General features: G+C 71.8%; 9 protein-coding genes. 3 read left to right on the forward strand and 6 right to left on the reverse strand.

Going from position 1 to position 12,680, the window contains the following annotated elements:
* Positions 1–62: 62 nt before the first annotated feature.
* The 6 genes from FB157_RS19830 to FB157_RS19855 form a co-directional block, all read right to left on the reverse strand.
* Positions 63–1,697: a serine/threonine-protein kinase gene (locus FB157_RS19830; RefSeq protein ID WP_145881557.1), complete on the reverse strand. Its 1,635-nt coding sequence runs from the start codon at positions 1,695–1,697 to the stop codon at positions 63–65.
* A gap of 226 nt (positions 1,698–1,923) precedes the next feature.
* On the reverse strand, positions 1,924–2,949 hold the full coding sequence (locus FB157_RS19835; RefSeq protein WP_186581578.1) for a polyprenyl synthetase family protein: 1,026 nt from the start codon (positions 2,947–2,949) through the stop codon (positions 1,924–1,926).
* Positions 2,946–3,986, reverse strand: a complete 1,041-nt coding sequence (locus FB157_RS19840) for a tetratricopeptide repeat protein (protein ID WP_145881559.1) — start codon at positions 3,984–3,986, stop codon at positions 2,946–2,948. Before FB157_RS19840 ends, FB157_RS19835 begins: the two co-directional genes overlap by 4 nt.
* A 153-nt stretch (positions 3,987–4,139) precedes the next feature.
* Positions 4,140–4,817, reverse strand: coding sequence for an AIM24 family protein (locus FB157_RS19845; RefSeq protein ID WP_145881561.1), 678 nt, complete (start codon positions 4,815–4,817; stop codon positions 4,140–4,142).
* Between the two features lie 56 nt (positions 4,818–4,873).
* Positions 4,874–6,118: a CAP domain-containing protein gene (locus FB157_RS19850; protein WP_145881744.1), complete on the reverse strand. Its 1,245-nt coding sequence runs from the start codon at positions 6,116–6,118 to the stop codon at positions 4,874–4,876.
* 81 nt (positions 6,119–6,199) lie between these two features.
* On the reverse strand, positions 6,200–7,399 hold the full coding sequence (locus tag FB157_RS19855; RefSeq protein ID WP_145881563.1) for a serine hydrolase: 1,200 nt from the start codon (positions 7,397–7,399) through the stop codon (positions 6,200–6,202).
* Positions 7,400–7,710: 311 nt separating this feature from the next.
* On the opposite strand from FB157_RS19855, the gene FB157_RS19860 reads away from it, so the two are divergent.
* The 3 genes from FB157_RS19860 to FB157_RS19870 all read left to right on the forward strand — a co-directional run bounded on the left by FB157_RS19860 (position 7,711) and on the right by FB157_RS19870 (position 12,677).
* Positions 7,711–9,495, forward strand: coding sequence for a M4 family metallopeptidase (locus tag FB157_RS19860; RefSeq protein ID WP_186581579.1), 1,785 nt, complete (start codon positions 7,711–7,713; stop codon positions 9,493–9,495).
* 155 nt (positions 9,496–9,650) lie between these two features.
* The gene (locus FB157_RS19865) at positions 9,651–10,838 is read left to right on the forward strand and encodes an ROK family transcriptional regulator (RefSeq protein ID WP_145881567.1); all 1,188 of its coding nucleotides are present in this window, start codon (positions 9,651–9,653) and stop codon (positions 10,836–10,838) included.
* Between the two features lie 36 nt (positions 10,839–10,874).
* Complete coding sequence (locus FB157_RS19870) at positions 10,875–12,677, forward strand: carbohydrate-binding protein (protein ID WP_145881569.1); 1,803 nt, start codon at positions 10,875–10,877, stop codon at positions 12,675–12,677.
* The last annotated feature ends 3 nt before the right edge of the window (positions 12,678–12,680 follow it).

Genomic DNA, 12,680 nt, shown 5'->3' on the forward strand with positions numbered 1-12,680 from the left:
CAGCCTATATCCACCCATTGGACATGCTTTGCCGGCCCTGCCCGTCCGGCGCGGGGCGCAGGTCAGCCGCCGGTCTCGCGGAACGTCTGCAGGAAGGTCCTGAGCGCGAGCCGGTTGCCGGCATCGTCCCAGTTCTTGTCCGCGGTGGTGAAACGCAGGGAGAAACTGCGCCCGCCGCCGAGCAGGAATCCACGCCCGAAGGTGTGCACCCGTGCGTCGCCGGACCCGGACAGCCACTCCAGGTCGGCCGCCCGGCGGCCCTGGTAGGTCGTGGCCCGGATGCTGCCGACCCGCTGATAGCCGGGGAGCCGAGCCAGCTCCGGTTCGACCTCGTCCCGCCACACGGCGACCGGGTCCGGGCCGGCCTGCTCGCTGTAGGTGACGGCGAGCGTCGGGGAGTCGGCGTCCGTGCCGAAGGTGATGCGGTAGGCGTGGTCGGTCCCGCGTGTGGTGGTCAGCCGCTTCCAGCCGTCCGGCAGGGCCACGGAGAAGCCTTCCGGGGCGGTGTAGCGGTGGAAGCCGGCCGGCAGGGCCGGCGACGGGGAGCTGCTGGGGCTCGGTCTGCTGCTCGTACTCGAGCTCGTACTGGGGCGGGCGCTCGGGCTGGGGGTGTTGTTCTCGGTCCGGTCGGCCGGTGGGGCCGTGGTGGCGGTGGTGGCGGTGGTGGCGGTGGTGGCGGTGGGCCGCGGCGGCTCGGCCGCGGTGGAGGTGCCGGGCAGCTGGTGGGTCGCGGTCAGGACGGCCGCCGTGACGGTGACGACGGCCAGTGCGGTCCCGGCCACCATCATCCGCCTGCCGCGTTCCGGGGCCACTTGCCGCACGGCCGCGTAGGCGCTGCGCAGCCGGGGCGCGGGCGCGGGGTCGCGGTCCGCGTCGGCGTCCCCGTCGAGGGCCCGGATCAGCGCCTCGCGGACCACCGGCCGGGTCAGCCGCTCCCGGGAGTTCTTGCGCAGCAGCCCCTGGACGGACTGGGTGAGCGGCCCGGTGCGCAACGGGGTGCGCAGCGGCAGCCGGTCCACGGCCTTCAGCGTGGCGTCCGGGCGGCCCCGGTCACGGAACGGCGGGCGCCCCTCGACCGACGTGTAGAGGATCGCGCCCAGCGCCCACAGGTCGGCCGCCGGTCCGATGCGCTCGTCGCGGGCCTGTTCCGGCGAGGCGTACGACGGTGCCGTGAGCCGCGGGGCCAGCGTCGCACCCGCCAGCCCGAACCCGGCGACCACGACCGGGCCCCCGTCCCGGACGAAGACCTGGCCGGGGCTCAGCTCGCCGTGGGTGATGCCCTCGTCGTGCGCGGCCTGCAGCACGTCGAGGATCTCGAGCCCGATCCGCGCAGCCCGCGCCGGCGTGAACGGGCCCTCGCGGTCGAGGAGTTCACCGAGGGGGGTGCCGTCGATCCAGTCCGTGACCGTCCACAGGGTGCCCGACTCCACGACGGCGTCGACGACCGTGGCGAGCTGCCCGGGGCACAGGAGCCGCATGGTCTCGGAGGTCCGGACGACCCGGGCCGTGGCCCGGCGCAGGGTGTCCGCGTCGCAGTCCTCCGGGAGGCCGGTCTGTGCCACCAGGCGGGGCTGGTTCGCCGCCACGTCCTCCGCGTACCACCACAGCCGGTTCGTCTCCCGGGCGAAGACCTCGAGGAGCCGGTACCGGCCGGCGACCAACTCGTGTGCGGAGACGTGCGCCTTGACCATGGTCATCCCTCGCTGGAACCCCTGACTCGTCCTTTCTCACAGGTACGCGGGGTGTGCGGGGGAGCGTTCAAAGAATCCGAAACTCCGGCCCCGTTTCTGCCTTTTATTCAACTATTCGAAAGCGCTTGCGAGTTTGCGATAACGGCACATGACCGGGCATCGACCTGGGGGTAACCGACGGTAAATGCCCGGGTGTGCCGCCGCGCTCGGAGTGTCCGGGACCAACGCGGTTTCAGAGGTCGCGGGCCACCAGGAAGTCCAGCAGCCGGAGCGTCTCCTCGACGGCGGGCGACGGGACCTCCGTGAGCAGGGAGCGCGCGGCGGCGGTGTGCCAGCGGGCCTCGGCCAGTGCCGCCGCGCGGCCGCCCGCCCGCTCGATCAGCGCGGCCGCCTCCTCGGTCCGACCGGGCCGGTCCAGCAGTGCCGGCAGCCGGCGGCCCGCGGGGGAGCCGAGCGCGGCCAGCACCGGGAAGGTCTTCTTCCGCTCGCGCAGATCCCCGCCGGCCGGCTTGCCGGTGACGGCCGGGTCGCCCCAGATGCCCAGCACGTCGTCCACCAGCTGGAAGGCGACGCCCAGATGCCGCCCTGCGCGGTCCAGCGCGGTGACGACCGGCGCGGGTGCCCCGCCGAGCGCGGCCCCGAGCGCGGCGGCGCAGCCCAGCAGCGCGCCCGTCTTGTGCTCGGCCATCGCCCGGTACTCCTCGGGCGTGACCCGCTCCGGCCCGTCGAACGGCCGGGTGGCGAACAGCAGGTCGTCGGCCTGCCCGCGCACCAGATCGGCGAGGGCCGTGGACAGGATGCGTACGGCACCCGGACCGCCCGGCCCGGCGGCGAGGGTCTCCACGGCGAGCGCGAACAGGGCGTCCCCGGCGAGGACCGCGGGACCCGTGCCGTACGCCTTCCAGACGGCGGGGCGCCGGCGCCGGGTGGCGTCGCCGTCCATGATGTCGTCGTGGAGCAGGGAGAAGGCGTGCACCAGCTCCACCGCGACCGCCGCCGGGACCCCGGCCCGCCCGTCGGCGCCGGCCATCCGGGCGCCGAGCACCGCCAGCGCCTGCCGCACGCCCTTGCCGCCCGGCGCGGCGGCGGGGGCGCCGCCGACCTCGCACCAGCCGAAGGAGTACGCGGCCATCTCGGCCACCCAGGGGTGCAGCCGTCCCACCGCCTCCGCCAGCGCGGGGCGCACCAACTCCCGGCAGCGGTCGAGGATTTCCGGAGCCGAGGGCGGCGCCTGCACCGCCGGGTGGAGCCCGGTCACCGTACGACCTCCGCGTCCAGGCCGAACTCCGCCTGCGCCCGGGTCACCATCTCCCGTGCGTGCCTGAGTCCGCTGCGCTCCAGCACCCGTGCCAGGTCCGCGAGTTCGGCCGCCGTCTCGGCGCGGTCGTGGCCCAGCCGGGCCAGCGACTTGGCCAGGCCCAGCCGGGCCAGCGCCTCGCCGCGCGGCTCGCTCATCGCCCGGAACTCCTCCAGGGCCAGCTCGTACAGGTCCCGGGCCTCGGCGTACCGCCCCGCGCGGTAGAAGACGTTGCCCCGCATCTTGTGGTTGTAGGCGAGCGCGCTGGACAGGTTCATCGCCCGGCAGCTGGCCTCGGCCAGCGCCAGCAGCTCCAGCGCCCGCTCGGTGTCCGCGTCGCGGACCGAGAGGACGTCGGCGAGTCCGCGCAGTGCCCAGGCGTGGCCGCGCCGGTCGTCGGCCCGCTCGGCTATCTGCGCCGCCTCCTCGAAGAGGGCGTACGCCTTGTCGTACTCCCCGGTGTTGCGGTGCATCTGCGCGATGCCCTCCAGCGCCCACACCGTGTGCCGGGCCTCCCCGCGCCTGCGGGCCTCGGCCAGCAGCTGCTCGTGCAGCCGGCCCACCGCCTCGTAGTCGCCCTGGATGCGGCCGGTCTCCGCGAGGCCCGCCAGCGAGTAGCCGCGGACAACGATGTCGCCCCCCTGCTCGCCGAGTTCGGCCGCGAGCCCGAGCAGCCGCCAGGCCAGCGGGAAGGCGCCGCGCTGCCGGGCCAGGGTGCCGCCGCTCCACAGCGCCCACGCCATCGCGGCCGTGTCCCCGGCCTCGCGGGCGGAACGGTAACTCGCCTTCCAGGCCCGGTCGGCGTCCCGTACCTGGCCGAGCCGCCGGTGCGCCTCGGCGACGGCGAGACCGCAGCGGGCCGCCTCGTCGGGGCGGCCCGACCGCTCGGCCTCGCGCAGCCGCTCGGTGCCCTCGCTCAGGACGTCGGTCAGAGAGGAGTTGACGGACAGGGTGGTCAGGGAGCCCTGGTACTCCGGGGCGAAAGCCTTGCCGTACATGCATGCCTTTCTATACACGGTGTGTATACATGATGTGTATAGCGCGCCGAAAACTTGCCCTGACCCCGGGGGTCAGGGCTTGGTCTGTTGTCGGTCAAGACGCCGGTACGGCAAAGGGGGTTGCTCGTGAGGCGTAGATCACCTCACGGGGCGTCAGTGCTGCTGAACCTTCTGCGGGGTCTCCTCGCTGGGACGAACCACGACGTACCCCTCGCCCTGGAGCATCAGCTGGACGGCCTCCCCGGAGCCGCCGCGCAGCATCGAGCCGAACGACTGGGAGCGGTGCAGGGAGGTCTGCAGATGCGCGGTCCAGCCGACCACCGCGTCCGTGTCGACGTACACCGGGTACTGGGCCGAGACCGGTATGACCAGCGGGTTGCCCTCGCACACCAGGCCGAGCCGGCCCTGTCCGCTGAACACGCTGTTGAACAGGCCGCCGCCGGCGATGCCCGAACCCTTCACGGTCTTGATCTCGTACGACAGCGACGGGTCGAAACACAGGACGTTGCGGCCGTTGACGGTGAACTGGTCGCCCTGCTCCACCTCGACGATGAAACAGTTCTGCGCCTCGTGCGCGAACCACACCTCGCCCTGCCCGCGGACCGCCATCAGCGGCAGCCCCTCACCGGTGACCGCGCGCTTGAGCATGCCGCCCACGCCCTGGCCCTTGCGCTCGAACTGGAGACCGCCGCGGTAGGCGATCATCGCGCCCTGGCGGGCGAACATCTCACCGTTCACGGCGTACTTGATGCATTTGGCGTTCTCGACGGCCATGCCCGGCTCGACGGCCGGACGCACCATGTGCTGACTGGAAAACAGATCACCCTTCATGCGGGGCATGGTGTCCCGGAAGGGGTCGCTCCGCCAAGATCACGGTATGTGCCCGGTCAGCCACCGAACAGCTGGGCCCAGTAGGTGCCCGCCCGGCCGCCGCCGGTGAAGCCGACACCGATGTGCGTGAAGTCGGCTTCGAGGATGTTCGCGCGGTGGCCGGGGCTGTTCATCCAGCCGTCCACCACCTCGGCGGGGGAGCGCTGACCGCAGGCGATGTTCTCGCCGATGGTGCGCCGGCGGGAGCCCGCCCGGGCGGCCCGGTCCCAGGGCCGGCTGCGGTCGGGGCAGGTGTGCGCGTAGAAGTCGCGGGCCACCATGTCCGCGCAGTGCGCCTGCGCGGCCCGCGCGAGCGGTGGATCCGCCGCCAGCGGAGCCAGCCCGGCCCGCGCCCGCTCGGCGTTGGTCAGCGCGACGACCTCGGCGACCGTTTGGGACAGCTCGCCCGGGGTCAGGGGCCTGGCCCACAGCGCGGTCCAGTACCGGTCGCCCGCGTCGGCGTGGGCCAGGCCGAGATGGGTGAAGCCGGGGCCGAGCAGGGTGTGCCGGGCCTGGCCGGTGTCCAGGCAGTAGGCGACGAACTCGGCCGGGGTGCGCGGCCCGGACACGAGATGCTCGCCCACGGTGACGTACGCGTACCCGGTGGCCGTGATCCGCTGGTGAACCGAGACGCCGTCCAGGCCCTCGGAGGCGAGCCGGCCGGCGCCGGCCATCGCCTCGGCGTGCGCCCGTGCGGCGGCGCCGAGGCGTGCGTCGAGCGCCACCGGAGGGGAGCCGGCCCGGGCCCGGGCGGAGTTGACCAGCCCCAGGAAGCCGTCGGCATCCGGAGCGGGCTCCGTCTGCGGGCCGTCGTCCACGACGTCCACCCCGAAGTCCCGGGCCAGCCCCGCCAGCCCGTCGGCATAGCCCTGTCCGATCGCCCGCAGCTTCCACCCGGTACCCCGCTGATACAGCTCGGCTAGCAGCAGTACGGTCTCCGGCCCGAGGCGCGGCGGGACAAAGCAGGCCAGAGCGCGCCCGGAGCCGTCGGTGACTTCCAGTCGGGGCGCGGGCAAGCGCCCGAGCGGCGTGCCAGGCTCGGCCGCGCTGACGGCGACGGTGACCCGGGTGGCCGCGGGCCGCAGCCGCGCCGGGTCGAGGTGGAGCGTGCCACCGTGCAACCGGACGCCGGGCGCACCCGGCTGGTTGTAGAACACGAAGTCCGCGTCCCCGCCGACCTTGCCGCCCCCGTCCGTGACGAGGGCGGACACGTCGAAGGGCCCGGCAACCCGCAACACCAGCGCACCGCCCGGCAGGGGCACATTCCCTCCGGGGACCAACTCGTTCGTCACATCACAAGGAACGCACGGCAGGCCCGGGCGGGTTCCGGCGAGGACGAACCCCTACTCCTTCAGATCCCTCTCCGTCATCGCCGAGCCGCTCATGGCCTGCGCCGGCTTGCCGCAGAACGCCGTCTCCAGCACCCCCGCCATCGTGTTCAGCACCTTCGAGTTGTTGGACGTGTTGGCCACGGCGGCGACACTGCGCTTCCCGTCCTTGGAGGCGAACGCGTACGTGTAGTACCCCTGCACCGCCCCCGTGTGCCCGTACACCGACACCCCGCACGACAGATCCCGCCGCCGCAGCCCGAGCCCGTACGCCGTGGTGCTGTTGACCCGGGTGAAGCGCTCCATCTCCGCCAGCCGGGCGGCGGACATGAGCTCTCCCCGCAGCAGCGCCGAGTAGAACGTGTTCAGGTCGCGCGCGCTGGAGATGATCGCGCCCGCGCTCTGCGCCCACGACACCGTCTGCGTGGTGGCGTCGACGAGCGGGGCGCCGGCCGTGTCCGGGGTGAGGTACCCGCGCGTGTACCGGCCCGGGATCTTCGTGTCGGGATGGACGTAGAAGGTGTCGGTCAGGCTCAGCGGCTTGAGGATGCGGTTCTCGTACTCGGTCTTCACGGAGTGCCCGGTGAGCTTCTCGATGAGCATGCCCGCCACGACGAAGTTCGTGTTGGAGTACGAGTACGCGGCGCCGGGCGCGTTGGTGCGGGGCTTCTGCAGGGAGAGGTTGACCAGCTGCTGGTAGGTGTAGACCTTGTTCCGTACCGCCTCGAAGCCGGAGACGCTCTGGGCGAACATGTCGTTGCTGTAGTCGTACAGGCCGCTGCGGTGGCTCAGGACGTGCCGGACCGTGATGCGGTCGTCCGGCAGCAGCCCGGGCAGGTAGCGGTTGACCGGGGCGTCCAGGTCGAGCTTGTGCTCGTCGGCCAGCTGCAGCAGGACCACGGCCGAGAAGGACTTGGTGACGCTGCCGATTCGGAAGCGGTCGTCGGTGCTGATGCTCTGCCGGGTGCCGCGGTCGGCAACGCCCCGACTCAGCCGGTAGGTGCTGCCGTTGTCGTCGATCCGGGCCAGCGCACCGGGCGCGCCCTGTGCCACCGCCGAGCGCAGCACCGCGTCCAGGCCCGTGGTGTCGGGCGCCGGCAGCGCCGCCGGCGTGGGCGCGTCGGCCTGCGCGGTCGCGGCCCGCGCCGGAACCGCGACGAGCGACAGCACGACCGCTCCGAGTACCGCACCCCTGCTCACCCTTGCTGAGACCATCCGGCCCTCACTCCGTCCATGCGATTGCCGATGCGACATCGGTCACATTCCGGCCTGGGAACCTAGAGGATTCGGGCAACGTCTCCACAGCCGACACACAGTTGGCCGTATCGTGATCACCCTCGCGGCAGGCATTCGTAAAGGATTGTCATAGAAAACCGCGAAATGGATCATTCCGGCTTTACGTGCGCATGACTCATCCGTAAGGGTTACCCCTCGGAGCCCGACTAGCTCCCATGGCGCCCAACAGTGCCATGTCTCAAGGCGGTTGGTGATCCCAGCCGTCTTCGAACGAAGGAACCCTGATCAGATTGCGTAGACCGCACATACGCAGCGTGGCGGTCGCCGTCGCGGTGACCACGGCTGCTACGGGCCTGGCCGGTACTGCCTTCGCGGGTCCCTCCACGGGGGCGGAGCGGTCCGCCGCCTCCGCTGCCTCGACGGCCACGCTGGTGGTGGAGGCCGCGCGCACCGCGGCCTTCGCCCACAACGCGGCGACGGGCGTCTCGAAGGGCGACGAGCTCCACGTCCAGGACGTGATGATCGACCCCGAGGGTGCGCGCCACGTCCGCTTCGTCCGTACTCACAACGGAATGCCCGTTCTTGGTGGCGACCTCATCGTCCACCTGAACCGGCAGCTGGCCTACGCGGGTGTCACCCGCGCGGCCGGCAAGCCCGTCAAGGCCGGCACCGCCACGGCGAAGCTGACCGCGGGTCAGGCCGCGGCGAAGGCCGCCCAGGTCGCCAAGGGTGACGCGGGTGACGCCCAGCTGGTCCTGGACGCCCGTGACGGCGCCTCCGCCCTCGCCTACCAGGTGACCGTCACCGACAAGGGTGCCTCCAGCACCGTCGTCATCGACGCCGTCACCGGCAAGGTGCGCAGCAACACGCCCGACGCGGACCAGTTCCTGTCGCCGAAGCTGGTCGACACGCTGCGCAAGCGCGGCGAGACGATCGACCCGGCCACCGGCATCGGCTCCGACGCCAGTGCCGGCCTGCTCGGCTCGGGTGTCTCCGGCGCGACGAGCTACCCGTCGACCGCGCACGGCACCGGCAAGACCCTCTTCGTGGGCAACGTCGGTCTGACCACCACGGCGACCTCGCGCGGCCACTACCAGCTCAAGGACCCGAGCCGGTACGGCACCGAGACCCGGGACGCCAAGGGCAAGTACACGGAGAGCTTCGGCGCGGGCACGAAGTTCACCAGCACCACCAACGTGTGGGGCAACAACAAGACCAGCAGCCGTGCCAGCGCGGCCGCGGACGCCCAGTACGGCGTGACCAAGACCCTGGACTTCTACAAGAAGACCTTCAACCGCAAGGGCATTGCCAACAACAGCAAGGCCGCTCGCGCGATGGTCCACTGGGGCAACAAGGTCGCCAACGCGTTCTGGGACCCGACCTGCAACTGCATGCTGTACGGCGACGGCGACGGCACGATGTTCAAGAAGCCGCTCGTCGTCCTCGACGTCACCGGTCACGAGCTGACCCACGGCGTCGTGGAGGCCACCGCCAAGCTCGAGCCGACCTACGTCGACTCGGACGGCAACCAGTACGGTGAGCCCGGCTCGCTGAACGAGTCCCTCGCGGACATCTTCGGCTCCAACGTGGAGTTCTACGCGAACAACACGAAGGACACGCCGGACTACCTGATCGGGGAGAAGCTGGGCCTCGACCAGAAGTTCCTGCGCCGCCTCGACCACCCGTCGCTCGACAAGCTCGAGGGCACGATCGACTACTGGTCGCCGGACACCTACTACACCGAGGTGCACGCCGGTTCCGGTGTCTCCTCGCACGCCTACTACCTCCTCGCGGAGGGCAGCGGCAAGAAGACGATCAACGGCGTGAACTACAACTCGCCGACGTACAACGGCGCCACGGTCAAGGGCATCGGCCGCACCAAGGCCACCGCCATCTTCTACCGTGCGCTGACCCGCTACATGGTCTCCACCACCGACTTCCACCAGGCGCGCATCGCGACGCTGAAGGCGGCCAAGGACCTGTACGGCTCCACCAGCACCGAGTACAAGACGGTGGACAAGGCGTGGGCCGCGGTGAACGTCACCGCCGCCAACACGCCGTCGGCCGCCCACTGACGGACGGCAGCAGTACACCAGCACCACCGGATGCCCCGCCTCGCGCGGGGCATCCGCATGTCCGGGGCCATGAGCCGGTGCCGGGCCAACTGCCGCCGCAACAACCGCTGTTTCTTTTATTGACAGCGGAAAATAATGGCCGTAGGTTCCCGGCCATGCGCTCGACCCCCGCCGCCGAGACGTTCCCGGCCCATACACCGGCCGTCTCGCAGGTCTTCACGACGGTCCTGTCCCACGGCCCGCTGACCCGCCTGGAGGCGGGCCGCCGCGCGGGGCTGTCCCCGGCCGCCGTCACCAAGGCCGTCCGCCCGCTGCTGGAGGCCGGGTATCTGGTGGAGGGCGCCGACGAGGACGCCCGCCCCGCCCTCGGCCGGCCCGCCGGCCTGGTCAGGGTCAACGGCGAACGGGCCCTGTTCATCGGCGTCAAGGTCACCGGCGACGAGCTGATCGCCGTACTGACCGACCTGTGCTGCCGCATCCGCCTCGCCCGGCGCGTCCCCCTGCCGGACCGGGCGACCCGCCGGGTGCTGGCCTCGATCGCGGACCTCGTCCAGGAACTCCTCGGCCACGCCGCCGAGTCGGGTGCCCCCGTCCTCGGGCTCGGCATCGCCGTCTCCGGTGACGTCGACCGCGCCGAGGGCGTGGTGCGCTACTCGCCGTTCCTGGCGTGGCGGGACGTACCCCTCGCCGAACTCGCCGCAATGACCAGCGGGTTGCCGGTCACCGTCGACAACGACGTGCGCGCCCTGACCGTCGCCGAACAGTGGTTCGGCGCCGGAGCGGGCCTCAGCGACTTCGCCGTGGTCACCGTCGGCGCGGGCATCGGCTGTGGACTCGTGGTCCATGGACAGGTGGTCGCGGGTGCGCACGGCGTGGCGGGGGAGATCGGCCACATCGTCGTCGACCCGGCGGGAGCGCCCTGCCACTGCGGCAACCGCGGCTGCGTGGAGGCGATCGCCGGGGACGCCGCCATCGTCACCCGCGTCCGCGAGGTGACCGGCCGTCAAGTCGCCGACAGCACCGAGGCGGTGGCCCTCGCCCATCAGGGCGTTGCCGGGGCCCGCGAGGTCTACGCGCGGGCCGGAGAGGCCATCGGCCGGGGCATCGCCACCGTGGCCAACCTGCTCGGACCCGAGCGCGTGATCATCTCCGGCGAGGGTCTGGCCGCCTACGACCTCTTCGCCGAGCAGATCCGCGTGGCGTTCACCGCGGCCGCCTTCGGCTCGGCCGCCCGGTGCGACGTCCAGACCCGCCCGCTCCCCTTCGAGGAGTGGGCCCGCGGCGCCGCTGCCGCCGCGATCCAGTCCTTCATCACCTCGCCCCCCAGCAGCCGGAAGGGCTGAGCGTCCCGACCCGAACCCACCCAGGAGGTACGGCCCATGTGGTCACCCTCGTATTCCGTCCTGCCCGCACGCGGGCTCAGAGCCGCCGTCGTCCTCGCCCTCACCGCGGGCCTCGCCACCACCGCACCGGCCGCGGCACACGCCGACGCCCGGCCCGGCCCCGCCGCCAAGCCGTACATGGGCTGGTCCAGTTGGAGCATGCAGTCGTCCAAGTACCCGGGGCTCAACCCGGACGGCGACTACAGCTACCTCACCGAGGCGAACGTCCTGAAGCAGACCGACGCCCTGGCGGCCAAGCTGAAGAAGTACGGCTACGAGTACGTCAACATCGACGCCGGCTGGTGGCGGGACAAGACCTGGAAACCCGCCTTCGACCGGTACGCCCGCCAGACACCCGACCCGGTCCGCTTCCCGCACGGCATGAAGGCGGTCGCGGACCACATCCACGCCAAGGGCCTCAAGGCCGGCATCTACCTGCCGGTCGGCCTGGAGAAGGAGGCGTACGGCGACGGCAGGGTGCCGATATGGCACGCCGACGGCTGCACCACCGCCGACATCGTCTACGGCGACCTGCGCACCACCAACGGCTGGGACAGCGCCTACAAGCTCGACTTCGCCAGGCCCTGCACCCAGAAGTACGTCGACTCCCAGGCCCGGGCCGTCGCCGACTGGGGCTATGACTTCCTCAAGCTCGACGGCGTCGGACCCGGTTCCTTCAAGAGCGGCGACAACCACGACAACGTTGCCGACGTGGCCGCCTGGCAGCAGGCCATAGCCGCCACCGGCCGGCCGGTCCACCTGGAGATCTCCTGGTCCCTGGACATCGGGCACGCCGCCGACTGGAAGAAGTACTCCAACGGCTGGCGCGTCGACACCGACGTCGAGTGCTACTGCAACACCCTCGTCGGCTGGGAGAACTCCGTCGACGACCGCTTCGACGACACCCCCGGCTGGACGAGGCACGCGGGCCCCGGCGGCTGGAACGACCTCGACTCGCTCGACGTCGGCAACGGCGCCATGGACGGCCTGACCAAGGCCGAACGGCAGACCTACGCGACCCTGTGGGCCGTCGCCAAGTCCCCGCTCTACACCGGCGACGACCTGACCGGGCTGGACAGCTACGGCCTCTCCCTGCTGACCAACAAGGAGGTCATCGCCGTCGACCAGGGCGACACGCCGCCCGCCCGGCCGGTCACGCCCTCCGACCCGCAGCAGGTGTGGGCCGCGAAGAACCCCGACGGCAGCCACACCGTCGCGCTGTTCAACCTCGCCGACTCACCGGCCGCCGTCACCGCCGACTGGTCCACCCTCGGCTTCACCGGCAGCGCGGCCGTGCGGGACCTGTGGAACCACGAGGACCTCGGCACGTACAAGAACAAGATCACCGAGGCCCTGCCCGCCCACGGCTCGCGCCTGTTCACCGTCACCCCGCACGGCAGCGCCCTGCACACCACCGGCTACGAGGCCGAGTCCGCCGGCAACACCCTCAGCGGCAACGCGTCCGTCGCCGACTGCTCCGTCTGCTCCGGCGGCAAGAAGGTCGGCAACCTGTACCTGGGCGGCAAGCTCCGCTTCGACAACGTCGTCGTCGACAGGCCCGGCACCTACCTGGTCAGGGTCGCCTACGTCAGCGGCGACGCCCGCTCCGTGAACGTCTCCGCCGACTCCGGCGGCGCCACCCGCCACAAGTTCCCCTCCACCGGCGACTGGGGGAGCGTCGAGACGGTGAGCGTGCCGGTCACCCTGAAGGCGGGGGCCAACACCCTCACCTTCGACAGCGGTTCGGACTACGCACCGGACATCGACCGCATCGACGTCCCCGCCTCCCCCCGCCGGTGATCG

Source organism: Streptomyces sp. BK340 (assembly GCF_007827595.1).
Taxonomy (GTDB): domain Bacteria; phylum Actinomycetota; class Actinomycetes; order Streptomycetales; family Streptomycetaceae; genus Streptomyces.